At 62.4% G+C, this 22,633-nt stretch carries 25 protein-coding genes; 14 read left to right on the top strand and 11 right to left on the bottom strand.

Annotated elements, in window-relative coordinates:
• Position 1 precedes the first annotated feature (1 nt).
• From BLW71_RS04595 to BLW71_RS04610, 4 genes are all read left to right on the top strand, one after another.
• The gene (locus BLW71_RS04595; protein WP_091793588.1) at positions 2 to 622 is read left to right on the top strand and encodes a LemA family protein; all 621 of its coding nucleotides are present in this window, start codon (positions 2 to 4) and stop codon (positions 620 to 622) included.
• Entirely contained in the window at positions 619 to 1,476 is an 858-nt protein-coding gene (locus BLW71_RS04600; protein WP_091793590.1) for a TPM domain-containing protein, read from the top strand. Before BLW71_RS04595 ends, BLW71_RS04600 begins: the two co-directional genes overlap by 4 nt.
• A gap of 2 nt (positions 1,477 to 1,478) precedes the next feature.
• Positions 1,479 to 1,976 (top strand): TPM domain-containing protein, encoded by a 498-nt coding sequence (locus BLW71_RS04605; RefSeq protein ID WP_091793592.1) that lies wholly within the window; start codon positions 1,479 to 1,481, stop codon positions 1,974 to 1,976.
• A gap of 136 nt (positions 1,977 to 2,112) precedes the next feature.
• The gene (locus tag BLW71_RS04610; protein WP_177204971.1) at positions 2,113 to 2,682 is read left to right on the top strand and encodes a hypothetical protein; all 570 of its coding nucleotides are present in this window, start codon (positions 2,113 to 2,115) and stop codon (positions 2,680 to 2,682) included.
• Positions 2,683 to 2,912: 230 nt separating this feature from the next.
• Here the strand turns inward: BLW71_RS04610 and BLW71_RS04615 are convergent, their stop codons facing one another.
• The 5 genes from BLW71_RS04615 to cydP form a co-directional block, all read right to left on the bottom strand.
• Positions 2,913 to 3,932 (bottom strand): transporter, encoded by a 1,020-nt coding sequence (locus BLW71_RS04615; protein ID WP_091793596.1) that lies wholly within the window; start codon positions 3,930 to 3,932, stop codon positions 2,913 to 2,915.
• Between the two features lie 182 nt (positions 3,933 to 4,114).
• Positions 4,115 to 4,240 (bottom strand): cytochrome bd-I oxidase subunit CydX, encoded by a 126-nt coding sequence (gene cydX, locus BLW71_RS04620; RefSeq protein WP_091800412.1) that lies wholly within the window; start codon positions 4,238 to 4,240, stop codon positions 4,115 to 4,117.
• Between the two features lie 56 nt (positions 4,241 to 4,296).
• A complete protein-coding gene (gene cydB / locus BLW71_RS04625) occupies positions 4,297 to 5,433 on the bottom strand; it encodes a cytochrome d ubiquinol oxidase subunit II (RefSeq protein ID WP_091793598.1) in 1,137 nt (378 codons plus the stop codon).
• A gap of 35 nt (positions 5,434 to 5,468) precedes the next feature.
• Positions 5,469 to 7,073, bottom strand: coding sequence for a cytochrome ubiquinol oxidase subunit I (locus BLW71_RS04630; protein ID WP_091793600.1), 1,605 nt, complete (start codon positions 7,071 to 7,073; stop codon positions 5,469 to 5,471).
• A complete protein-coding gene (cydP, locus tag BLW71_RS04635; protein ID WP_091793602.1) occupies positions 7,063 to 7,323 on the bottom strand; it encodes a cytochrome oxidase putative small subunit CydP in 261 nt (86 codons plus the stop codon). The genes BLW71_RS04630 and cydP overlap by 11 nt, the downstream gene beginning before the upstream one ends.
• Before the next feature lie 479 nt (positions 7,324 to 7,802).
• On the opposite strand from cydP, the gene BLW71_RS04640 reads away from it, so the two are divergent.
• Positions 7,803 to 8,015, top strand: a complete 213-nt coding sequence (locus BLW71_RS04640) for a hypothetical protein (protein ID WP_091793604.1) — start codon at positions 7,803 to 7,805, stop codon at positions 8,013 to 8,015.
• Positions 8,016 to 8,098: 83 nt separating this feature from the next.
• Here the strand turns inward: BLW71_RS04640 and BLW71_RS04645 are convergent, their stop codons facing one another.
• From BLW71_RS04645 to BLW71_RS04665, 5 genes are read right to left on the bottom strand one after another with little or no spacing between them, the layout of a single operon-like run.
• A complete protein-coding gene (locus tag BLW71_RS04645; RefSeq protein WP_091793606.1) occupies positions 8,099 to 9,229 on the bottom strand; it encodes an ABC transporter permease in 1,131 nt (376 codons plus the stop codon).
• 6 nt (positions 9,230 to 9,235) lie between these two features.
• A complete protein-coding gene (locus tag BLW71_RS04650; protein WP_091793608.1) occupies positions 9,236 to 10,372 on the bottom strand; it encodes an ABC transporter permease in 1,137 nt (378 codons plus the stop codon).
• A complete protein-coding gene (locus BLW71_RS04655; protein ID WP_091793611.1) occupies positions 10,369 to 11,319 on the bottom strand; it encodes an ABC transporter ATP-binding protein in 951 nt (316 codons plus the stop codon). The genes BLW71_RS04650 and BLW71_RS04655 overlap by 4 nt, the downstream gene beginning before the upstream one ends.
• Positions 11,316 to 12,260: an ABC transporter ATP-binding protein gene (locus BLW71_RS04660; protein ID WP_091793613.1), complete on the bottom strand. Its 945-nt coding sequence runs from the start codon at positions 12,258 to 12,260 to the stop codon at positions 11,316 to 11,318. The genes BLW71_RS04655 and BLW71_RS04660 overlap by 4 nt, the downstream gene beginning before the upstream one ends.
• On the bottom strand, positions 12,257 to 13,246 hold the full coding sequence (locus BLW71_RS04665; RefSeq protein ID WP_091793615.1) for an HlyD family secretion protein: 990 nt from the start codon (positions 13,244 to 13,246) through the stop codon (positions 12,257 to 12,259). The genes BLW71_RS04660 and BLW71_RS04665 overlap by 4 nt, the downstream gene beginning before the upstream one ends.
• Positions 13,247 to 13,859: 613 nt before the next feature.
• On the opposite strand from BLW71_RS04665, the gene BLW71_RS04670 reads away from it, so the two are divergent.
• Positions 13,860 to 14,465 carry a 2'-5' RNA ligase family protein gene (locus tag BLW71_RS04670; RefSeq protein WP_091793617.1) on the top strand — a complete coding sequence of 202 codons (606 nt, stop codon included), beginning with the start codon at positions 13,860 to 13,862 and terminating at the stop codon, positions 14,463 to 14,465.
• 44 nt (positions 14,466 to 14,509) lie between these two features.
• On the opposite strand, the gene BLW71_RS40735 is transcribed toward BLW71_RS04670, so the two are convergent.
• Positions 14,510 to 14,731, bottom strand: coding sequence for a hypothetical protein (locus BLW71_RS40735; protein ID WP_143048302.1), 222 nt, complete (start codon positions 14,729 to 14,731; stop codon positions 14,510 to 14,512).
• 260 nt (positions 14,732 to 14,991) lie between these two features.
• Here BLW71_RS40735 and BLW71_RS04675 point away from each other — a divergent pair, with 260 nt between their 5' ends.
• The 8 genes from BLW71_RS04675 (at position 14,992) to uraD (ending at position 22,566) form a co-directional block, all read left to right on the top strand.
• Positions 14,992 to 15,393 (top strand): DnaJ family domain-containing protein, encoded by a 402-nt coding sequence (locus tag BLW71_RS04675; RefSeq protein ID WP_091793619.1) that lies wholly within the window; start codon positions 14,992 to 14,994, stop codon positions 15,391 to 15,393.
• 68 nt (positions 15,394 to 15,461) lie between these two features.
• A complete protein-coding gene (tadA, locus tag BLW71_RS04680; protein ID WP_502686814.1) occupies positions 15,462 to 16,163 on the top strand; it encodes a tRNA adenosine(34) deaminase TadA in 702 nt (233 codons plus the stop codon).
• 28 nt (positions 16,164 to 16,191) lie between these two features.
• Positions 16,192 to 17,118 (top strand): muramoyltetrapeptide carboxypeptidase, encoded by a 927-nt coding sequence (ldcA, locus tag BLW71_RS04685; protein WP_091793621.1) that lies wholly within the window; start codon positions 16,192 to 16,194, stop codon positions 17,116 to 17,118.
• A 315-nt stretch (positions 17,119 to 17,433) separates the two neighbouring features.
• Positions 17,434 to 18,147 carry a GntR family transcriptional regulator gene (locus tag BLW71_RS04690; protein ID WP_091793623.1) on the top strand — a complete coding sequence of 238 codons (714 nt, stop codon included), beginning with the start codon at positions 17,434 to 17,436 and terminating at the stop codon, positions 18,145 to 18,147.
• A gap of 365 nt (positions 18,148 to 18,512) precedes the next feature.
• Entirely contained in the window at positions 18,513 to 19,994 is a 1,482-nt protein-coding gene (locus tag BLW71_RS04700) for an NCS1 family nucleobase:cation symporter-1 (RefSeq protein WP_091793627.1), read from the top strand.
• Between the two features lie 38 nt (positions 19,995 to 20,032).
• Positions 20,033 to 20,899, top strand: a complete 867-nt coding sequence (locus tag BLW71_RS04705; RefSeq protein ID WP_091793629.1) for an aspartate/glutamate racemase family protein — start codon at positions 20,033 to 20,035, stop codon at positions 20,897 to 20,899.
• Positions 20,900 to 21,097: 198 nt separating this feature from the next.
• A complete protein-coding gene (puuE, locus tag BLW71_RS04710; protein ID WP_091793631.1) occupies positions 21,098 to 22,048 on the top strand; it encodes an allantoinase PuuE in 951 nt (316 codons plus the stop codon).
• Positions 22,045 to 22,566 (top strand): 2-oxo-4-hydroxy-4-carboxy-5-ureidoimidazoline decarboxylase, encoded by a 522-nt coding sequence (gene uraD, locus BLW71_RS04715; protein ID WP_091793633.1) that lies wholly within the window; start codon positions 22,045 to 22,047, stop codon positions 22,564 to 22,566. Before puuE ends, uraD begins: the two co-directional genes overlap by 4 nt.
• Positions 22,567 to 22,633 lie beyond the last annotated feature (67 nt).

Genomic DNA, 22,633 nt, shown 5'->3' on the forward strand with positions numbered 1-22,633 from the left:
AATGCGCATCCTATGTCTTGGTTTGCTGGCTGTCATGGTCATGGCGGTTTCCGGATGCGGTTACAACGCCATTCAGAGGCAGGACGAGCAGGTAAAGGCAGACTGGTCGGAGGTGGTCAACCAATACCAGCGCCGCGCCGACCTGGTGCCGAACCTCGTGAATACGGTAAAGGGTTTTGCTGGCCAGGAGCGGTCTGTGCTGATCGGCGTTACCGAGGCTCGCGCGCGTGTCGGATCCTTGCAGGCAACGCCTGAACTGCTGAACGACCCGCAGGCGTTTGCCCGTTTCGAATCGGCTCAGGCCCAACTGTCGAGTTCGCTCTCGAGGCTGCTCGTCGTATCCGAGGCGTATCCGCAGCTGAAGTCTGACGCGAACTTTCGGGACCTGCAGGCACAACTCGAAGGCACCGAAAACCGCATTGCGGTGGCCCGAAACCGATACATCAAGGCAGTGCAGGACTACAACACGACGGTTCGGTCGTTCCCTTCCAATCTGACGGCCAGTGTGTTCGGCTACAAGGAAAAGCCCAATTTTTCGGTCACGAACGAAGCGGAGATCGCTCGGCCGCCGCAGGTCGATTTCACTACGGCGCCCACGCCGGCAAGCGGAGCAGCCAATTGAACTTCCTCAAAGTCGCCGGCACATGGCTATTTGTGCTCTCAGCATTTTTGTCGTCCGGCGCCGGCGCGCAAGCGCCGATTCCGGCCCTGACCACGCATGTGACGGACGTGACGGGCACGCTCGCCGACGCTCAACGCGCATCGCTCGAACAGACCTTGCAGGCGTTCGAGGCGAAAAAGGGCAGCCAGATCTCGGTGCTCATGGTGCCGACCACCGCGCCGGAAACCATCGAGCAATATTCGCTTCGCGTTGTCGAGCAATGGAAGCTGGGCCGCAAGAATATCGATGATGGCGTGCTGCTGATCATCGCGAAGGAGGACCGGACGCTTCGCATCGAAGTCGGCTATGGCCTCGAAGGCGCGCTCACCGACGCGACGAGCAGTCGCATCATCAACGAGACGATCGTTCCGCGGTTCAAACAGGGCGATTACTACGGCGGCGTCGCCGCCGGCGTCGACAGCATCATGCGTGTGGTCGATGGCGAGCCGTTGCCGCCGCCGGACCAGCGCGCAAGCGGCCCGGCGCAGCTTGCACATTATCTGCCGGTTCTTTTCGTGCTGACGCTCGTCGCGGGCGGTGTGTTGCGCGTCTTGCTGGGGCGGTTGCCCGGCGCCGTCGTGACCGGGGGCGCGGTTGCGCTCGTGGCCTGGATGTTGTCGGGCGCGCTGTTCATCGCCGCCGTCGCGGGGGTGATTGCGCTCGCGTTTACGCTGCTCGGCAGCGGTCTCGGCGCGGTCGCCGGCGCTCGCGTGATCGGCGGGCAGCCCGGCAGGTTCGGCGGCGACTCGGGCCGCACGATCTTCCGGGGCGGTGGCGGCGGATTTGGCGGCGGTGGCGCGTCGGGCAGGTGGTAGCCATGAACCTCGAGCGCATCGTCAGACATTTGTTCCTGACTCGCTGGCATGTGAACCGGGCCTTTCCGGTCCCCGTGCTGCGCGCCATCGAGAAAGCCGTCCGCGACAGCCATCGCGCGCACATGGGGCAGATCCGGTTTGCGGTCGAAGGTACGCTCCACATCGCGGCGCTATGGGAGGGCATGTCGGCCAGAGAACGTGCGATCGACGTGTTTTCCCAATTGCGAGTCTGGGATACGGAGCACAACAATGGGATACTGATCTATCTGCTGCTCGCCGACCATGATGTGGAGATCGTTGCCGACCGTGGCGTGCATGCGAGGGTCAAGCCGGGCGAGTGGGAAGCCATCTGCCAGCGAATGGAGGCGGAATTCAGACGGGGTAACTACGAGGCTGGCGTGCTGAGTGGCGTCGCGCAGGTAACGGAGTTGCTCAAGAAGCATTTCCCCGCGGAAACCGGGACGTTCGAGGAACTGCCGAGTAAGCCGGCTATTCTTTGACCATGCGCCCGTTTGCGCAGGGCAGACAAGGGTTCCTCGAGCGAGTGGCCAGTGGTGTGATTCGGACTGTCTCGTTTGCACCCCGGGCCGACATGCGCGGGGTTCGAAGAGATGTTGTGTGCAGGGAGTTGAAAACGTGAAAGATGCGTACGAGCGGCGTGCATTGCTGCTTCATCTGGGCGACGTGCTGGAGACGGTCAATCGTCTCATGGCTTGTGGCGCCGACAGGCATACCGTGAACGAGGCGGTGGCCGCGAATGATTCGCTCAAGGGCTTACCGTTGCTCACGCACGTATTGCCCTCGATGAACTCACGGGATTTCATCGAGCATGTCGCCGCTGGTTTTGTTTCGTGGCCGAAAGCGTTGCTTGAATTGGAACTGGATCGCGAGCAGCTCGCTCGTACGGTGCGGCAGGCGCTGTTTGCCGGCAACGCGCAAGGCTGGCAGGACTATGTCGCGACACTGCGCGAGTCGGTCGCGTGGTTTGGCTCGGGTCAGGAACCGATGGAAGCGAGCGAGGCAGCCGACGAGGCCACGAGCAGTGATGCGGAACAGCCGGAGCCTCTGGCTCGCGACGCGCAGATGGCGCGGCCGGGTGCCGGCGATGTCGAACGGGAAAGTGGCGACCCGTCATCGGCTTCGCGTGAGAGCGTGGAAAACGACGAGCGCTTGTACCCGTCGTGGCCCTGGAAGTCGGGAGTGTGACTGGTCTGATCAAATGATGTTCAGCGCGTGCCTTGATTCAGCACAAAGATGATCGGGCGGGCCCGCGATAAGGTTCGTATTGGGGGTGGGGACCCCCAAGGAGTAGCGTGTTGAGCCCGGTTCGTCCGGGCTTTTTTTTTTGCGCTTCCGCGCAAGAGGGGCTGCTCCCGTTGGTTTGCGAGCCCGCTTGGTGTTGGGCGAGGCCATGCGCGATGACGAGGCATCTAACATCAATCGCGCCTTGGGCGGAATATCAGCCACGCTGCGAGGCTGGTGAACAGCACCGCGATCGTGGCGATGATCCAGAATCCGTGCGTGTCGTATTTGAAGGGAAGGCCACCCACGTTCATCCCGAGCAAACCGGAGATCAGGTTGATCGGCAACGCGATCACGGTGACGGCGGTCAGGATCAACACGCTCCTGTTGGTATGCTCGGCAACGCGGTCGGCAATCTCCGCTTCCAGCAACTTGATGCGCTCCTCGAGGCTGCTCATGTCGCGCAATCTTAGCGAGAACTCCTCGGCGGATTGCCGCAGTGACTGCATGTCTTCGTCACGTGCCCCTTTGGGCGGCCGGTTGACGAGGCGAAAGAGCGCGGCGGGCTCCGGCGCCAACAGGCGGCGCAGGCTGACCAGATCGCGGCGAATGATGCCGAGGCCCGAACGCTTCGGCAATTTACCGGCGAGCAGCGTTTCATCCACCTTATCGGCCGATCTCGCCGCCAACCGCACAATCCCGATCAGCACATCGGCCTGCTCTTCCAGCAGGTTGATCAGGAGCGACAGCGGGCTGCGAAAGGGTTGCCCGGCTTCGACAGCCAGTCTCAATTGATTGACCGAACGCAGCGGCCGAGCGTGCGCGCTGAGCAGGCAGCGATCGCTGACATTGAGCCATAACGTTGCCACCTGGAGAGGCTTTTGCCTTCCGAAGTCGTATTCGACGTCGTTGAGTACGGCAATGACGTCGTCGTGGACGTGCGTCATACGGGTTGAACGGGAGCCTTCCCTGAGGGCTTCGGCGAAAGCCTCGGGCATGGCCACGCTGTGTTGCAACGGCAAACTCTCCAGCACGGCGGGAATATCATGAAAGTGCAGCCAGATGAATTCGCCGCTGTTGTCGTTGCGATTGGCTAACCACCGGGTCGCCGAGTCTGCGTCTATCTTGCGGCCCACGCCGTCAGCTGAAAACAGATAGCCGCGCTCCAGAGGGAATGCGTCTGTTGTCTGCGCTAGCGGCGTGGCGGTGCTCATTCGATGCTCCTTCCTGCCCGGCATGAGCGGTTGCGCTTCGACGATCTTGAGCGTGCACCTGTCCTTATCCGATCATCTGTTTTTTAGTCAGGACGGTGAGCGCGTCAGTCTCGCGGTTATCTCAGTCAAGCCGCGCGAGCGCACGTCGCCTTGAACGCCGTGCCGACTCAAGACCTCTCTGCTCAGGTCCTTCTCTGTTCAGGGCGCTTCGCTTCCTGAACCGGTTGGCGTGACTCAAGCCAGAGCGCGTTGACTATGCCGAACGAAAGCGCCACGCCAATACCAAGAATCCAGCTGAAATACCACATTGTGTGCTCCCGGTTGTTCAGGTCCAGTGATTGAAGCAAGATTCGCGTATTGGCGATCAATACATCGAATGGTGATTTTCTTCGAGCGCTGCCGCAGTCACCTTGCCGCGCATCACGCGATACACCCAGCTCGTATAGATCAGGATGATCGGCAGGAACACGATCACGGCGATCAGCATGATCTGCAACGTCATGCGGCTTGAGGTCGAATCCCATACGGTGAGACTGCTGCGGCCGTCGAGCGAGGAGGGCATGATGAACGGAAACATCGAGAAGCCCGCCGTAAGGATCACGCCGATGATCATCAGCGAGGTCGACAGGAACGCGCTCTTTTCGAATCGCGAACGCGCGAGCAACGCGGCCAGCACGCCGCCCACCAGGCCGGCTACGGGAGCGGCCACCATCCACGGATAGGTGGCGTAGTTGGTGAGCCATAAGCCCGGTGCGCCGATCACGCTCTTCAGCAGCGGATTGGCAACCGTATCGAGCGGCGCCGCGTCGACCAGCTGATAGCCGCCGATCATCGTGGCGATCAGCGCGCCCGCAATCAGGAACAGCACCACGGCCGCGAGCGACGCGATGCGCAGCGCGAGCGATGCGCGCTCGGCAACCACGTCGTCCGCTTTCATCTTCACGAAGGCGGCGCCGTGCGCGGCCAGCATCGACACGCTGACGAGCCCGCACAGCACCGCGAACGGATTGAGCAGCGCGAAGAAGCCGCCGTGATAGGTCACGCGCAGGTCGGTGTCGAACGAGAACGGCACGCCTTGCAGCAGGTTGCCGAACGCGACGCCGAACACCAGCGCCGGCACGAAGCCGCCGACGAACAGCGCCCAGTCCCACGCACTGCGCCAGCGCGGGTCTTCGCGCTTGCTGCGGTAGTCGAAGCCGACCGGCCGGAAGAACAGCGAGAACAGCACCAGCAGCATCGCGAAGTAGAACCCGGAGAACGAGGCCGCGTACACCAGCGGCCACGCGGCGAACATCGCACCGCCGGCGGTGATGAGCCACACCTGGTTGCCTTCCCAGGTCGCGCCCACGGTGTTCACGACGATGCGCCGCTCGGCGTCGGTCCTGCCGATGAAGGGCAGCAGGATCGCCGCGCCCATGTCGAAGCCGTCGGTGAGCGCAAAGCCGATCAGCAACACGCCGATCAGTACCCACCAGATGAGTTTGAGGCTTGCATAATCCATGATGTTCTTTTCCCTTGAAACTCGGTGGCGGCGAATCAGGCGACCGTGTTGGTCGGCAACGGCTGGTTCAGCGGCTGATTCGGCGGCTGTTGTTCATGGTGATAGCGGCCCGTATGCAGCGACGAGGGACCGAGCCGCGCATACTTGAACATCAGCATGATCTCGATGATGAACAGCACCGTGTAGAACACCACGAAGCCCCCGATACTCAGATACAGGTCGCCTGCCGTCAGGCTCGAGGCCGACAGGCTGGTGGGCAGAATGCCCGCGATGGTCCACGGCTGGCGGCCCACTTCCGCGACAATCCAGCCGAATTCCGCCGCGAGCCACGGCAGCGGAATCGCCCACACGGCCCAGCGCAGGAACCAGCGGCGCTTCTCCAGCAGCAGCGAGCGCTGCGCGCAGAACCAGAACGCCAGCACGAAGGTGGCGAGGAACAGGATGCCGAGGCCCACCATCAGGCGGAACGAGAAGAACACGGGCGCCACGGGCGGGATCGTTTTCTTTGCGGCCTGGGTGATCTGGTCGGGCGTGGCGTCGGTGACGTTCGCGGTGAACTGCTTGAGCATCAGGCCGTAGCCGAGGTCCTGCTTGTGCGCGTCGAAGGCGGCTTTGGCTTCGTCGGTGACGTCGCCCTGTTTCAGCTTCTGCAGCGCGGCGTAGGCGAGCATGCCGTTCCTGATGCGCGCCTCGTTGCGCACCATCAGGTCCTTCAGGCCGACCACGGGTTCGTCGAGTGAGCGCGTCGCGATCAGGCCGAGCGCGTAGGGAACCCGGATCGCGTAGTCGGTGCGTTCTTCCTTCTGGTTCGGAATCCCGATGATCGTAAACGGTGCCGGAGCGGGCGCGGTTTCCCATTCGGATTCGATCGCGGCCAGTTTGACCTGCTGGACTTCGCCGGTGCGGTAGCCGGATTCGTCGCCGAGCACGATCACGCACAGCGTGGAGGCGAGGCCGAACCCGGCGGCGATCGCGAACGAGCGCAGCGCGAATTCGGTGTCGCGGCGCTTGAGCAGATACCACGACGACACGCCGAGCACGAACATCGAGGCCGTCACGTAGCCCGCCGAGACAGTGTGCACGAACTTGACCTGCGCGACCGGATTGAACAGCACGGAGAAGATGCTGTCGAGCTCCATGCGCATGGTCTGGTAGTTGAAGGTGGCGCCGACCGGATTGTTCATCCAGCCGTTGGCCACCAGAATCCACAGCGCCGAGAGGTTCGAGCCGAGCGCGACGAGGAACGTGACACCCACGTGCTGGACCTTCGAGAGACGCTTCCAGCCAAAGAAGAACAGGCCGACGAAGGTGGACTCGAGGAAGAACGCCATCAGGCCTTCGACGGCGAGCGGCACGCCGAAAATATCGCCCACGTAATGCGAGTAGTACGACCAGTTGGTGCCGAACTGGAATTCGAGCGTGAGGCCGGTGGTGACGCCCATGGCAAAGTTGATGCCGAACAGCTTGCCCCAGAACTGGGTCATGTCCTTGTAGATCTGCTTGCCGGTCATCACGTAGACGGATTCCATGATGACGAGCAGCCAGGACAGGCCGAGCGTGAGCGGCACGAACAGGAAGTGATAGAGCGCCGTGATGGCGAACTGGAGGCGCGACAGTTCTACGACTTCGCTAACGGGCATGTTGATCACCTTGGGACGGATGCGAGGCAGGCACGGACAGCAGCGCCTGCGCGACTTGCTCAGGCGGGAGCGACATGTGCTCTGCCTGTGGATGGTTGAAGAACGCGTATTTGAGCGCCATCAGCAGTGCCAGTTTGACGACAAGCACAATGACGATGTCCCGCCTGAAAGTTGGTCTCGACACCCAGCCGGCGAGTCGCGCGCGCAGGACGGGGCGAGGCGGATTCCTGTCGTTCAGCGTGATGGTCATGATCGGTCGATGGACGACTTCGGTTGAATTTATTCAGTCTGTTCAAAACGCGTGCGCAAATCGGCAAGCGCATGACACAGACAGCACAGCCGATGAATGGACGGGTCTGGTCCCATGTCACCGGTCGCGGTAACTCACATCTTCACGAAAGAACGGTTGCTCACGTTTGAGCGAAGTCAACAAACTCAGCGCTAGAACACAGCGATGGGGATAGATCGCCGATCTTGCGTTGATTGAGTCCGTCGGCCATGGCTGTTTTTCAACGTTCGCGATTTGTTGTGACACGTCAAGTGGGCTGGGGAAAATGTGCGTAGTCTCAACACGGAGAACGCACCGACCTTGAGGCCTCGGGCGAAAAGTGCAGTAGGCACATGTCCGGTATTGCAGTCCGTCGGGCCTCGCGGACAGCGGCTCGCTGCATGATCCCTTCATCGCTTTCGAAGCGATGACCGGGCGAATGAAGATTTGGGAGCATGGGTATGTCGCATCATTATCGAATTCTGGAGAAGATTGCCTTTTCAATGGTTGTATTGTCGGCCTTGGTGTGCTCGGTATTTATCGCTTACGAGAGATGTCCCGAATTCAGATTCGCCATGCAGTTTGAAAAAGAAATTCTGACCTGCAATCGCGGCTACTCGGCTATTTGTGCGGGCGTGGGTATCGGCTTGCTGGGAGAAGCGCTGGCTTACTGAATGCAGCAGATATCCGCCGGGGCCGAATCGCCAAATCGCCAATGCGCCAAATGAGCACCCCCCCGAGCCGAAAACACTGCGATTCAATCGAGCGATTTGCGAAAGCGCAATACGCTTAGCGTCAGCATGACTGCACCGAGCGCTGCCATTGCCGCGAACTGCGGCCATAGCACGGCGAATCCGGTGCCTTTCAGAAAAACCGAGCGCAGCACGACGAGAAAGTAACGCAGTGGGTTGATCAACGTAATCCATTGCAGGACTTTGGGCATCGCGGCGATAGGAAACGCAAACCCCGACAGAATGAAAAGCGGATTGATCAGAAAGAAATTGAGCGCGAACGCCTGTTGCTGCGTGCGCGAGAAGGTGGACAGCAGCAAACCGAGACCCAATGCCGCGAACAGAAACAGCGATGCGCCGACCAGCATGACGAGCGGGTTGCCGACGAACGGAACCCGAAACCATCCTATGCCTACCGCCGTCACGAGGGCAACGTCGACCAGACCGATCAGGAAGAACGGCACGGTTTTGCCGAGGATGAACTCGACCGGCCTGATCGGGCTGACCATGATCTGCTCCAACGTGCCGATCTCGCGTTCGCGAACCACGGCAAACGCCGTGAGGCTGACCACCTGCATCAGCGTGAGCGTGCCGACCACGCCTGGAATGAAGAACCAGCGATCGTCGATCGTGTCGTTGTACCAGGGGCGCTCACGCAGCGTCACGGCGACCTCGGTGCGGGCGGGGCCCGTATAGTTCGACCACGGTTCGCTCATCTGATCGTTCTGGAACTGCGTGACGATCTGGCTGACGTAGCCGAGCGCAATGAGCGCGGTGTTGGAGTTGGTGCCGTCCACGACGACCTGCAGCGGCGCGCTCTGGCCGTTGCCGAGATGCTGCGCGAAGCCGGCATGGATGACGAGCGCCATCGTCGCCTTGTCGCTATCTATGTCATGCGTGATATCGCGGTCCGTGCCGGCGTTATCGACCACGTCGAATTTACCGGTGGCGACGAAGTGCGAGACGAGGTTGCGGCTCGCCTGGCTGCGGTCCAGGTCGAGCACGGCAAGGCTCACATGATTGACGGTGAAAGTCGCGGCGTAGCCGTAGATGATCACCTGCAGCAACAGCGGCACGACCAGCCGGAACATCGCCCACCGGTCGCGCTTGAGTTCGAGAAACTCCTTCATCAACATGACCTGCAGACGGTCGAACATGATGGGCTAGTCCAGATGTTTGCGGAACGCCCGGGCGGCGATCCAGATGATGGCGAGCGCATACACGGCCAGCGCGAGAATCGGCACGGCGAGATCGGAAAGGGTGCTGCCTTTGAGGAATACGGCCCGCAGGATGGTGATGTAATAGCGGGCGTAGACGAGCAGCGTGGCAAGGCGAATGGGCGCGGGCATCTGGTCGATGGCGAAGGTGTAGCCTGACAGCATGCTGGTCGGCAGCATCGTCAGCAGCAGCGCAACCTGGCTTGCGCCGAGCTGGCTGCGAATGTGAACCGACACCAGATAGCCGATGCCAAGCACGACCAGCGTAAACAGCGCGGTCGTGACGATCAGGGTGCCGACGCTGCCGCGCAACGGCACGTGAAACCAGTAAACCGTGCTGAGCAGACAGAATGCGGCATTGACGAGTCCGATCACGAAGTACGGAAGCAGTTTGCCGAGCATGACTTCGAGCGCGGTGACCGGCGTGGAGATGAGTTGCTCCATCGTGCCGCGCTCCCACTCGCGCGAGATGGTCAACGACGTCAGCTGCGCGCCGACCAGCGCGAGAATGACCGCGACGACGCCCGGGATAATGAAGTTACGGCTGTCGAGCGTCTCGTTGAACCAGACCCGCGGTTCGAGATCGACCAGACCGACGGTTTGCGGCCGAATGCCGTGGCTTTGCCGCCAGCGCAACTGGAATTCAGCCGTAATGCGCGCGATCACGTTCTGGGCGTAGCCGATTGCAATGTTGGTCGTATTGGCGTCCGTCGCATCGAACACGGTTTGCACCGAGGCGGTACCCGTCGTGGTGAACACGCGCGAGAAATCGACGGGGATCGTGACGACGCCGGCACACGTGCCGCGATCCATCGCGTCGCGCAATGCGCGTTCGTGGGTCACGTTCCGAACCGCGAGGAACCAGTGCGACGACACGAAGTCCTGCACCAGTTCACGGCTCAACTGGCTGTGTTCCTCGTCGTTGATACATAGCGGCACCTGCCGGATATCGAGGCTGACGCCGTAGCCGAGCAGCACCATCTGCAACAGCGGCATCAGCAGCGCAATGGCGAGACTGCGCGGATCGCGCCAGATCTGCAGCGTTTCCTTGAAGGCCATCGCCAGCAGCCGCCGCAGGCTCATGGTGAGTGCACTCCCTTATCCGCGTGCGTGACCAGTTGGACGAACACATCTTCGAGGCTGGCCCGGATGGCGCGTACGGCGATAAACTCGATATGCCGTCCTGCAAGAAACGGCTGAAGCACGGTTTCAGGCACGCCCGGGTGCATCAGCACGTGCAGCCGGTCGCCAAAGATCGCGGCGTCGATTACTTCGGGCGCCTCGCGCAGCGCGGCGAGAGCCGCGCCAGGCGGCGCGCACACCAGTTCGAACAGATTGCCGCCGAGATTGTGTTCGCGCAGCTCATTCGGGCTGCCGATCGCCACGAGATGGCCCGCGTCGATCAGCGCGATGCGGTGGCAGTATTCCGCCTCGTCCATGTAATGCGTAGAGACCAGCACCGTCACGCCGCCCGCGGCGAGGCCGTGAATCAGATCCCAGAAGCGGCGGCGCGCCTCGGGCTCGACGCCCGACGTCGGTTCGTCGAGAAACAGCACGGGCGGACGGTGCAGATTCGCACAGCCGAGTGCGAGCCGCTGCTTCCAGCCGCCCGCGAGCGTTCGCACGAGAATATTTTCACGCCCCTCGAGTCCCGCGGTCGAAATGGCGAGCCGGATACGCTCGGCGATGTCGTGTCGCGGAACCCGGTAGATGCCACAGAAAAAGCGCAGGTTTTCGTAGCAGGTCAGGTCGCCGTACAGCGAGAACTTCTGCGACATATAGCCAATGTGCGAGCGCAGCGCCTCGGCCTGGGTGCCAATGTCGTAGCCCGCCACCGAAGCGCGCCCCGCACTGGGCGAAAGCAGCCCGCACAGCATGCGGATGGTGGTCGACTTGCCCGCGCCGTTCGGCCCGATGAAGCCGACGACTTCGCCCCTGGCGATGGACAGGTCGAGCCGGTCGACCGCCGTGAACTTGCCAAAGCGCTTGGTCAGGCCGATTGCCTCGACGACGGGAGCCGCGGCGCTCATGTCGGGCTTCCCGACCCGACGAGCGCGACGAACACGTCTTCGATGCCCGGCTCGATGGAAGTGATGGTTGCGTTTGCAATGGCGCGTGTGGCAAGCCGCTCCTGCAATTCCGGCAGACGGCGCGCGGCCTCGTCAACGCGCACGTGCACGCGGTCGCCCATCAGCAACGCGCTCAGCACGCCGGGCGCATCCACGAGGGCGTCGTGAACCGCGCGCGGGTCTGCCGCGGCGATGGCGAACAGGGCACCCGGCATGGCCTGCTTCAGCCGCGCCGGCGTGTCGCACTGGCGGATCTGCCCGGTATGCAGCAGCGCGAGCCGCGAGCAGCGTTCGGCTTCGTCCATATATGCGGTGGACAGCACGATCGTGACACCGCTTTCGCGCAGGTTGTACAGGATCGCCCAGAAATCGCGCCGCGACACCGGGTCCACGCCCGTGGTCGGCTCATCCAGCAGCAGCACGCGGGGCGTGTGAATCAACGCGCACACCAGCCCGAGTTTCTGCTTCATGCCGCCCGATAGTTGACCGGCGAGACGATCGCGGAATGGCACGAGGCCGGCGGCCTCGAGAAGTTCGCCGCTGCGGGTCCGATTGGCTTTGCGCGATACCCCGAAGAGTTCGCCGTAGAAGAAAATGTTCTCGGCGACGGTCAGGTCTTCGTACAGGCCGAAACGCTGGGGCATATAGCTGAGGGCAGCCTTTGCGCGTTCCGGCGCCGCTATCACGTCGATATTTTCCAGCGAGATCTGGCCGGCGTCGGGCCGCAGCACGCCAGCCAGCATGCGCATGATGGTCGTTTTGCCCGCACCGTCCGGCCCGACCAGGCCGAAGATTTCCCCGCGTTCGATGTCGAAGCTGACACCCCGCACCGCCTGCACGGCGCCGAAACTGCGCACCAGGTCGTGCGCGCGGATGGCCGCCGCTGCCGGGTCGGTGCTCATTTGCCCGCTGCCAGCAAAGCGATGGACGCATCGGCCGGCATGCCCGGCAGCAGTTCGTGCGTCGGGTTGTCGATATCGATACGGATCCGGTAGACGAGCGTCACGCGCTCGGCGTGCGTCTCGACGGTTTTGGGCGTGAACTCGGCCTGCGGGGAAATGAAACTGATGCGCCCTTGGTAGCGCTTGCCGGGGTAGGTGTCGGTCGTCACGGTGGCGGCTTCGTTGAGGCGAACTTTGCCGATATCGGGCTCGTTCACATACGCGCGCAGCCAGACGTGATCGAGTTCATCGAGCGTAACGATCGCGACGCCCGATCCCGCGAGCTGCCCGAGTTCCGCTTCGCGTACTGCGATGACGCCGTCGAACGGCGCGCGCAGCTCGGTGTAGGAGAGCATCACTTCGTCGAGCTTGAGCTTCGCCGCGGCGGCGGCCTGATTGGCGCGCGCGAGCGTGATGTTGTTGCTTGCCACTTCCACCAGCGCCTTGTCGTGCGCGAGGGCCGCGGCGGATTGCCGTTCGGCGGTGAAGGCGAGGTCACGTGCCTGACGCGGAATCGCGTTGCCTTTCACCAGGATTTCCGCTCGCCCCAGGTCGAGCTGTTTTTCGCTGAGATCGAATTGATCGCTGACGACGTTGTGACGTGCCGCCGCCAAGGTGCTCTCATTGGCGCTGATCTGCGCCGTGGCAACTTGCAGGTTGGTCTGGTCGATTTCCGTCTGCCGCCGATACAGGCGATCGTCCACGCGCGCGAGCACGGTGCCGCGCTTGACGTAAGCGCCTTCGTCGAATGGCAGGTAGACAATCGGCGCCTGGACCTGCGTGAAGCTCAGGACACTCTCGTGAGCCTCGATGTTGCCGGACACGATGATATGGGTCGTATCATGATGGGAGCCGAACAGCACCGGCCAACGCCACACCACTACGCCGGCCGCGGCAAGAGCGACTAGCGCGAGCAGGGCCTGCATCCGGTGTTTCGATATGGCCATGGTTTTTGGTTCGGTTCAAACGCTTCCGGATGAAGAGATGCAAAACCGGAGATCGCCAGCCTGTGTATGGTGCGTCTGCTGAAGATAGAGCCGCTATCGCTCCGGCCAATTGACTCAAGTCAAGTTGGAACCCGGTAGGGGCCAGGTCGCGGTTGGTTTGCCGCTCCACGGCATGGTTGATGCATTGCGCCGGTCGCGTCATGTGCTGTCGGCGCGGCATCCTTGCCACCTCCGCGCCGATCTCCGCGGGAGCCCCGCATACGCCGACGCACGCCGTTTCACCCTCCGCCGCGCTGGCGAATACTTGCCACTTTTTGTCCAGTCCCCCGTTGCCGTTCGTACTGTATGGATGTACAGTCTTGTGCGTGGGCCCGTCACGGCGAGCAATTCTTGAGTGGGAAGCGAAAGCGCTTCAACGGCAATGGCGTGCGCGCCGGGTGGCGACGCTTTCGCCTGCGGCCCAGCCATACCTTGCGAGTTCCGGGGCTTGCCGTAGCAAGGCGATCGTGCAACCTCGCATAGTCGAGTGGTCTGAGTCGATCACGCGCTCAGGCAAGCCCGCACAATGAACGGAGATTCATCTACATGCCGGCTTTATCTGGTCAGAAATCCCATGCCTGAACAACTCTGGCTGCCTGGCCTCGAGGCGCCGCCAACGCCGACAGACGGCCTGTTTTTCGCTGTCTTTCCTGACGCCAATACGGCGGCAAGTATTTCGAAGCTCGCGCAACAGCTTTGCGGGGAGAGTCGCGCGCGCAGCAAACCGCTCGCGGCGGCCCGTCTGCACGTTACCTTGCAGCACCTCGGAAATTTCGCGGGCGGTTTGCCTCAGGCGCGGGTCGAGGCGGCCATGAAAGCTGCCTCGTTGGTCAGGATGGAGCCGTTCAGCGTCGAATTCGATACGGTGGTGAGCTTTGCATCCAAGCCACGACCGGGGCCGTTAGTGTTGGGCGGGGGCGAGGGCGTGAACGGTCTGCATCGGCTGCACGACGCTTTATGCCGCGCGTTGCAAGACGCAGGGTGCGGGGAGCATGCCATGTCAGCCGCGGTGGACTATACGCCGCACGTCACACTGGCGTATGGCATGCCTTGGGCCGCTGCGCGTCCGGTTGAACCGCTGTGCTGGAACGTGCGCGAATTCGCGTTGATGCACAGTTTGCTCGGGCGTACGCGGCACGTCATGCTGGCTCGATGGCCATTGGCGGATGCACGCTCATAATGCACGGCGCCGCAGTTGATGCCGACGTGTCCAGGCGCGACGGCTCAGAAACGCATGCCGGTCGCGCAGCCACCGGCGAAGCCGCCGCCGCTGCCGCCTGCGCCACCGCAGAACACGCCGCAGCCGGATAGCACGAGCGAGATCATCACGGCGGCCAGCGCTGCGCGCAGGGGTGCCCGGGATATGCGTTTGCACAGGTGGAGAGGGTGTGCGGCTATGGCAGTCTCGAACGTGATGGCGGCGTGGTTTCGGCTTGGGTAAGTCATTCCGGATTGCATATCGGCGGTGGTTTTGAGAGGCCACGAGCAAAGGCGCGAACTGCGCGGTCCGTTGAAAGTTTTCTGTCAGGTTTTAGCGCGGGAGCGGGCGGCACGCGGCGTGGCGGCGAACCCTTGAGCCTAGCGTCCGGCCGTGTGCTCTCGAATGACGAAAAATCTGAAAACGTAGGGGGTTTCGTCGGTTGCGGAGCCGGAACGAGCGTGCGCTGCCTGATAGAATGCTTGGGCCGCAACGTAGTGGATCGCAGATGAGATTGCTTGATGCATTAGTCGAACAGCGTATTGCCGCCGCCGCCGCGCGCGGGGAGTTCGACGAGTTACCCGGCGCGGGTGCGCCGCTATCCTTGGGCGACGACGCTCTGGTTCCTGAAGAGGTACGCGTCGCCAACCGGATTTTGAAGAATGCGGGCTTTGTGCCGCCCGCTGTCGAGCAGTTGCGCGCGTTGCGCGACCTGCAAGCGGAGTTGAATGCCGTGAGCGACCAGGCTACCCGCTGCCGTCTGCAGGCGCGCATGCTTGCGCTCGACATGGCGCTTGAATCGCTGCGCGGCGGCCCGCTGGTTTTGCCGCGCGAATACTGCCGGCGTATTGCCGAACGGCTGTCCGAACGCGTCGGCAGCCTGAATGCGGCAGATGCGGGTTCGCCGTGAGCGAGCCGCTAGCTCACTCCATCGTGCCGGATGCGGATTCTTTCCATTCTCACGAAGTGCCGAATACGATGAGTTCTCAAGCCTTGGCGGGTGGTGTCGCCGGATCGGCCGCGACGGATTCTGGCTCTGCCGCCGTATTGCCGGATGCTGAGCTCTCGCCCGGCGATTCACCCGCAACTCCCGTTGTCTCCGAGCGCGATCGCCGCTTCATGGCGCTCGCCCAGGCTGCCGCCGAAGAGGCGCGTGCTGCCGGTGAAGTGCCCGTCGGCGCAGTGCTCGTGCGAGGTGACGAAGTCATCGCCAAAGGTTTCAATCACCCAATCGGTGCGCACGACCCGTCGGCGCATGCGGAAATGGCCGCGCTGCGTGCGGCGGCGCAGGCCGTCGAAAACTACCGTCTGCCGGGTTGCGAGCTTTACGTGACGCTCGAACCTTGCCTGATGTGCGCCGGCGCGATCATGCACGCGCGCATCGCTCGTGTCGTCTTCGGCGCGCGCGATCCGAAAACCGGCGCGTGCGGTAGTGTCGTGGATGCTTTCGCTAATCCGCAGTTGAATCATCACACCACGGTGACCGGCGGCGTGCTCGAAAGCGAATGCGGCGCCGCGCTCAAATCGTTCTTTGCCGAGCGGCGGCGCGCCAGCCGCGAAGCGCGCGCTTCGGCACGTGGCGATGCGGGCAATGAATCGGACAGCAAATCGGGCAACGCATCGGGCCACGAAGCGGGAAACGAAGCGGGCAACGAAGCGGGCCCGGCCGAGGCGCTCTGAAACTACAACGTCAAACAAGGTCTTGCTCATGAGCGTCCATCGCACCATCGAACTGATCGCGCCGTCCGGGTATCCGCATGATCCGGAGGTGCTGCATCGCGCGCTGCAGCGTTTTCATGCCCAGGGCCATCGCATCGAGGGCGCGGAAGCGGCGCGGCGTCGCTACCTGCGCTTCGCCGGCACCGACGGCCAGCGCGCTGCCGATCTGAACCGGCTCGCCGACCCGTCGCGTGAGTTGCCGGATATCGTGCTGGCCGTGCGCGGCGGCTACGGCGCGGTGCGCATTCTGCACGGACTCGACTACGAAGGGCTGCAACGGCGGCTGACCGATCAACCGGTTGCCCTCGTGGGGCATAGCGATTTCACCGCGATCCAGCTTGCGTTGCTGGCGCGAGCCGGGGTGAAAACCTTCGGCGGTCCGATGGTGATGAGTGATTTCGGGGCGGAGGAACTCAGCGAGTTCACCATGCAGCACTTCTGGTCCGCGTTGACGAAACCGACCATGACGGTCTCGAGCAACACGCCGCAGGCACAGCCAGTAGATGTCTCGGGCATGTTGTGGGGCGGCAACCTGGCGGTGCTCGTGTCGCTGATCGGCACGCCGTACATGCCGCCGGTGAGTGGCGGAATCCTGTTTATCGAAGACGTCAACGAACAACCGTTCCGGGTCGAGCGGATGATTTATCAGCTGCACCTGTCCGGCATCCTCGCGCAGCAGCAGGCACTCGTGCTGGGCGATTTCTCCGGCGCCAAATCCTACGACTACGACAATGGTTACGACTTGCACTCGGTGATCGAGCAGGCGAGGTCGGTGATCGGCATTCCGATCGTGACAGGGCTGCAATTCGGTCATGTCCGCAACATGCTGACGCTGCCGGTGGGCGCGGACGCGCATCTCGTTGCCAACGCACAGGGATTCGAACTGAGCTTGTCGGGCTATCCGTATCTCGCGTGAGCGGACGTGCGAGCGAAGCGGGCCATTGCCCGCTTTATTTCTACTCCAGTAACGCAACTAACGGCCTGTGTTTTGGAATCGACCACGAGCAGAACGACCCGTGAAGGTCCATTGGTTTTGTTGACAAAACCCGCCCTCAACAGACGGCGTCCTTTCAGTCTAATTAAACTTATACATAGCCTGTATCAAGGCTTCGGGACTGATCTATAAGCCCGTCAGCCTTCCCTTGCCGTGAAAATTGTCAAAATTAAAATCAAAAATTGTTGACAATCTTTATGTCCATCCTAAGATGACCAACATACCGAGACACACATCATGTCCGACGCAGACCCTACCGCCGCCAATAGTACGAAACCTGAAGTGATCGCCGAGCGCATCCGCGCCGCGATCCTCGAGCATCGGCTTGCGCCGGGCGCCAAGCTGACCGAAGCGCAGTTGTGCGAAGTATTCGGCGTGAAGCGCGGCCCGATCCGGCAGGCGCTGACGCAACTCGCGACGGACCACCTCGTCGATCTCGAACCGAATCGCGGCGCGTTCGTGGCGAGCCCCTCGCTACAGGAAGTGCACGAGGTGTTCGAGATGCGCCGCATCATCGAACTGGCGGTGGTGGAAAAGATTTGCAGCGGTCACGGCATGCGGCGCTTGAAGAGCATTGGCAGCATGATCGGCCGGGAACGCAAAGCGTTCGAAACACGTGATTTTCCGGCGTGGATTCGCCTGTCGGGCGAGTTTCACACCGAATTGGCGGGACTGACCGGCAACACGGTGTTGTGCGATTGCCTGAACGGGCTGGTGGCGCGCTCCACGCTGATTTCCGCGTTGTACGAGTCGCTCGGACGCAGCCCATGCTCGTTCGAAGACCACGAAGCCATACTCGCCGCGCTCGACGCCGGCGATGCAAAAGAGGCGGCGGCACTCATGTCGCGCCATTTGCAAAGCGTCGAGCTGAAGATGCTGGACCGCCCGGCGCGTGGTGCGGCCGATCTGCGGGAAGTATTCGGCGCCCTCAACGGTGCGCCTAGAGAATGACCCACGACAATGTCCACGCCATGCTGAGGCAGGCGGCCGGCGTGCGCGCCTGACTGGTGCGCGCCGCACTGAATTGAACTGAACGAATCACGTGTTGCAAGGCGGCTCGACGTGAGCGCTGCCGGCTTGCGCACGCGTGTCCGTCGCCGGGCGACGGACATCGAGTAGCAGCAACGCAACGCCGGCGCTCCGCGGCTGCTGACGGTGCGATAACCACAAGTACTTCAGTACGGAGATATCCGCGGCACGGCAAACCAGGCGGCTCGCCTGTGCTTCGTCCCGAACGGGCAAAGCGCGCGCGACTGGCATGGCCGATGCATCGTCCTTCGATTCGCTATCGATGGTCTCTATCCCAAGGAGGAATCATGGCTCAGTTCAGTGCAGCGCCCGGCAATCCCGCAATTCCCACTTACGCAGACGGCGGCGCAACCGGCGATCCGTCAATGCCCGCAGGCTACAGCGAACGGCTCTATAACGAAGACCTCGCGCCGTTGCGCCACCAAACCTGGGGCGCGTACAACATTTTTGCGTTCTGGATGTCCGACGTGCACAGCGTCGGCGGCTATGTGTTTGCGGGCAGCCTGTTCGCGCTCGGGCTGACGAGCTGGCAGGTGCTGATCGCGTTGCTGGTCGGCATTACGATCGTGAACCTGTTGTGCAACCTGATCGCCAAGCCTAGCCAGGCGAACGGCGTGCCTTATCCGGTCGCGTGCCGTGCGACCTTCGGCGTGCTCGGCGCGAATATTCCCGCGGTGATTCGCGGCCTGATCGCGGTCGCGTGGTACGGCATTCAGACTTATCTGGCGTCGAGCGCGCTGGTGATCGTGGTGTTGAAGTTCGTTCCCCAGCTGCTGCCGTATGCCGATGTCCATCATCACGGCTTCATGGGCCTGTCGACGCTCGGCTGGGCCGGTTTCATGCTGCTGTGGGTCCTGCAGGCACTTGTGTTCTGGCACGGCATGGAGACCATCAAGAAGTTCATCGACTTCGCCGGCCCGGCCGTCTACGTGGTGATGTTCATTCTCGCGGGCTACATGGTGTATCGCGCGGGATGGCGCAACATCGGCATCAACCTGGGCGGCGTCAAATATCACGGCATGGAAGTCGTGCCGGTGATGATCACGGCGACTTCGCTGGTGGTGTCGTACTTCTCCGGACCGATGCTCAACTTCGGCGACTTTTCGCGCTACGGCAAGAGCTTTCGCAGCGTGCAGCGTGGCAACTTCTGGGGGCTGCCGGTCAACTTTCTGGCCTTCTCGCTGGTGACGGTGATCACGACCGCTGCCACGCTGCCGGTATTCGGCCAGCTGATCACGGACCCGGTTGAAACCGTGGGCCGCATCGATTATCCGACCGCGGTGATTCTCGGCGCGCTGACCTTCACGATCGCGACGATCGGCATCAACATCGTCGCCAATTTCGTCTCGCCGGCATTCGACTTCTCCAACGTCGCGCCGCGCCTGATCAGCTGGCGCGCGGGCGGCATGCTCGCAGCGGTGGCATCGATTTTCATTACGCCGTGGAATCTGTTCAACAACCCCGCCGTGATCCACTACACCCTCGATGTTCTCGGCAGCTTCATCGGACCTTTGTACGGTGTCCTGATCGTCGATTACTATCTCGTGAAGCGTCAGAAAATCGTGCTCGACGATCTGTATACGGTTGCGCCCACCGGCTCGTACTGGTATCGCAACGGCGTGAACTATCGGGCGGTCGCCGCGTTGCTGCCGGCTGCCGTGATCGCCGTGCTCTGCGTGATGGTGCCCGCGCTCGACGGCATGGCGAATTTCTCGTGGTTCATTGGCGCCGGCCTCGCCGCGCTGTTCTATCGCGTGATTGCACGCTGAATCGCACGCTGAATTGTGCAGATGCAACAGGAGTGGATATGCGCATCAAACTGATCAACCCGAATACGACCCAGCGCATGACGGAAGCAATGGGCCGCTGCGCGCGCGAAGTCGCCGCGCCGGGCACTGAAGTCATCGCGGTGAATCCGACCATGGGGCCGCCGTCGATCGAAGGCTATTACGACGAAGCGCTGGCGACGCCAGGCTTGCTGGCCGAGGTTGCGGCCGGCGAGCGCGAAGGCTGCGACGGTTACGTGATTGCCTGCTTCGGCGATCCGGGTCTCTACGCGGCACGCGAGTTGGCGCGGGGTCCGGTGATCGGCATCGCCGAGGCGGCAATGCACGCGGCCAGCGTGCTGGCGCCTGGCTTCTCCGTGGTGACCACGCTGGCGCGCACCTGCGGCATGGCGTGGCACCTCGCCGAGCGCTACGGCATGAAGCGGTTTTGCCGCAACGTTCGCGCCACCGACGTCGCCGTCCTCGATCTCGACAAGCCTGGCTCGGCGGCGCGCCGCATCATTCTCGACGAATGCCGGCGCGCGCTTGCCGAGGACGGCTCGGAAGCGATCGTGCTCGGCTGCGCGGGCATGGCCGAACTGTGCGCGGAGATCGAGGACGCGCTCGGCGCGCCGGTGATCGAAGGCGTGACAGCAGCGGTGAAATGGACCGAGGCGCTGGTCTCGCTGCGTCTTTCGACCGCCAAACGCGGCGACTATGCGCGGCCGCTGGCCAAGCGCTACGACGGCGCGCTGGCATCGTTCAGTCCGGTCGACGCCGATCCGAACCCGCGTGCGCTGCGCGGATCTACCGAAGTTTCCTCGGCAAATGCGCCGGAAAATGCAGGAACGTCCGATCTGGTGCGGGTAAACACTACGGAACCGGGCCGGCACATACATTCAGTGTGACACGCACTATCTGCCCCGGTGTATGGGCGCACCGGGGCGTTTTCGCTACACTGGTCCAACTCGGCGCGGGGTGCCTGAAAGGTTTTTTGTGTTGCTTCAGGCGCTGTTTCCGGTGTTTATTCGGCCGCGCCCACCCCACGTGCATACACGTGAGCTCCACGCGAATTTTACGTAACGTCACCACGCATTCGTCAAACCATGCCACTCGACCCGAACTACCCACGCGATCTGATCGGCTACGGCCGCCACCCGGTGCAGGCCAACTGGCCGGGGCGAGCGCGTGTCGCGGTGCAATTCGTTCTGAATTACGAAGAGGGCGGTGAAAACTGCGTGCTGCACGGCGATCCTGGCTCGGAGCAGTTCCTGTCGGAAATCGTCGGCGCCGCGGCTTATCCGGCTCGCCACATGAGCATGGAGTCGATCTACGAATACGGCTCGCGCGCGGGCGTCTGGCGCATTCTGCGCGAATTCGAAAAGCGCGGCCTGCCGCTCACGGTGTTCGGCGTTGGCATGGCGATCGAACGGCATCCGGAACTGGCGCGCGCGTTCGTGGAACTCGGTCATGAGATTGCCTGCCACGGCTATCGCTGGATTCACTATCAGGACGTGTCGCCGGAGAAAGAAGCGGAGCACATGCGTCTCGGCATGGAAGCGATCGAACGCGTGACGGGCGAGCGTCCGCTTGGCTGGTACACCGGCCGTGACAGTCCCAATACGCATCGTCTGGTCGCCGAATACGGCGGATTCCTGTACGACTCCGATTACTATGGCGACGACCTGCCGTTCTGGATGGACGTGGACGTTACCGGCGGCACGACAGTGCCGCAATTGATCGTGCCGTACACGCTCGACACCAACGACATGCGCTTTGCAAGCCCGCAAGGCTTCAACACGGCAGACCACTTCTTCACGTACCTGCGCGATGCATTCGACGTGCTCTACGAAGAGGGCGACGAAGCGCCGAAGATGCTTTCCATCGGCATGCATTGCCGTTTGCTCGGGCGCCCTGGGCGTTTTCGCGCGCTGCAACGTTTTCTCGACCATATCGAACAGCACGATCGCGTGTGGGTGACGCGGCGCGTCGATATTGCGCGCCACTGGCGCGAACATCACCCTTACCAACAAGACAACCGCGGGGCAGCGGCATGAAGGCGATGCAATACACTCTGGACCAACTCAACAGCATCTCGACCGAAGCGTTCGTGGCAACGCTGTCGGGTATTTTCGAGCACTCGCCGTGGGTCGCGGAAATCGCCGCGCAGCAACGGCCTTTCGCCAGTATCGACGAGTTGCATCGCAAGATGTCGAACATCGTCGAAACGGCCGGTGAAGAGAAGCAACTGGCGCTGATCAATGCTCACCCGGAACTCGCCGGCAAGGCCGCGGTGCGCGGCGAACTGACCGCCGAATCCACGCGCGAGCAGAGCGGCGCCGGCCTCGCGCAATGCACGCAGGAAGAGTTCGACAAGCTGCTCGCGCTGAACGCCGCTTATCGCGAGAAGTTCGGTTTTCCATTCATCCTCGCCGTGCGCGGTTATGACCGTCACGGCATCATCGCGAACTTCGAAGCGCGCGTGAACAATAGCCGCGCCGAAGAACTGCGCGCGAGCCTCGATCAGATCTACCGCATCGCACGTTTCAGGCTCGACGACCTGATCGACGCATAAGGCTTAACCACGCGTCGCGGACCTCGAACCGAAACGTTTTTTCAGCACTGGCAAATATCAAGGAAGA

The sequence above is a fragment of the Burkholderia sp. WP9 genome, assembly GCF_900104795.1.
Taxonomy (GTDB): domain Bacteria; phylum Pseudomonadota; class Gammaproteobacteria; order Burkholderiales; family Burkholderiaceae; genus Paraburkholderia.

Coding starts and splice junctions, on each gene's coding strand:
- BLW71_RS04595 (WP_091793588.1), top strand. CDS start 2: ATGCGCATCCTATGTCTTGGTTTGCTGGCTGTCATGGTCATGGCGGTT.
- BLW71_RS04605 (WP_091793592.1), top strand. CDS start 1,479: ATGAACCTCGAGCGCATCGTCAGACATTTGTTCCTGACTCGCTGGCAT.
- BLW71_RS04615 (WP_091793596.1), bottom strand. CDS start 3,932: ATGAGCACCGCCACGCCGCTAGCGCAGACAACAGACGCATTCCCTCTG.
- cydX (WP_091800412.1), bottom strand. CDS start 4,240: ATGTGGTATTTCAGCTGGATTCTTGGTATTGGCGTGGCGCTTTCGTTC.
- cydB (WP_091793598.1), bottom strand. CDS start 5,433: ATGGATTATGCAAGCCTCAAACTCATCTGGTGGGTACTGATCGGCGTG.
- BLW71_RS04630 (WP_091793600.1), bottom strand. CDS start 7,073: ATGCCCGTTAGCGAAGTCGTAGAACTGTCGCGCCTCCAGTTCGCCATC.
- cydP (WP_091793602.1), bottom strand. CDS start 7,323: ATGACCATCACGCTGAACGACAGGAATCCGCCTCGCCCCGTCCTGCGC.
- BLW71_RS04640 (WP_091793604.1), top strand. CDS start 7,803: ATGTCGCATCATTATCGAATTCTGGAGAAGATTGCCTTTTCAATGGTT.
- BLW71_RS04645 (WP_091793606.1), bottom strand. CDS start 9,229: ATGTTCGACCGTCTGCAGGTCATGTTGATGAAGGAGTTTCTCGAACTC.
- BLW71_RS04650 (WP_091793608.1), bottom strand. CDS start 10,372: ATGAGCCTGCGGCGGCTGCTGGCGATGGCCTTCAAGGAAACGCTGCAG.
- BLW71_RS04655 (WP_091793611.1), bottom strand. CDS start 11,319: ATGAGCGCCGCGGCTCCCGTCGTCGAGGCAATCGGCCTGACCAAGCGC.
- BLW71_RS04660 (WP_091793613.1), bottom strand. CDS start 12,260: ATGAGCACCGACCCGGCAGCGGCGGCCATCCGCGCGCACGACCTGGTG.
- BLW71_RS04665 (WP_091793615.1), bottom strand. CDS start 13,246: ATGGCCATATCGAAACACCGGATGCAGGCCCTGCTCGCGCTAGTCGCT.
- BLW71_RS04670 (WP_091793617.1), top strand. CDS start 13,860: ATGCCTGAACAACTCTGGCTGCCTGGCCTCGAGGCGCCGCCAACGCCG.
- BLW71_RS40735 (WP_143048302.1), bottom strand. CDS start 14,731: ATGACTTACCCAAGCCGAAACCACGCCGCCATCACGTTCGAGACTGCC.
- BLW71_RS04675 (WP_091793619.1), top strand. CDS start 14,992: ATGAGATTGCTTGATGCATTAGTCGAACAGCGTATTGCCGCCGCCGCC.
- tadA (WP_502686814.1), top strand. CDS start 15,462: ATGAGTTCTCAAGCCTTGGCGGGTGGTGTCGCCGGATCGGCCGCGACG.
- ldcA (WP_091793621.1), top strand. CDS start 16,192: ATGAGCGTCCATCGCACCATCGAACTGATCGCGCCGTCCGGGTATCCG.
- BLW71_RS04690 (WP_091793623.1), top strand. CDS start 17,434: ATGTCCGACGCAGACCCTACCGCCGCCAATAGTACGAAACCTGAAGTG.
- BLW71_RS04700 (WP_091793627.1), top strand. CDS start 18,513: ATGGCTCAGTTCAGTGCAGCGCCCGGCAATCCCGCAATTCCCACTTAC.
- BLW71_RS04705 (WP_091793629.1), top strand. CDS start 20,033: ATGCGCATCAAACTGATCAACCCGAATACGACCCAGCGCATGACGGAA.
- puuE (WP_091793631.1), top strand. CDS start 21,098: ATGCCACTCGACCCGAACTACCCACGCGATCTGATCGGCTACGGCCGC.
- uraD (WP_091793633.1), top strand. CDS start 22,045: ATGAAGGCGATGCAATACACTCTGGACCAACTCAACAGCATCTCGACC.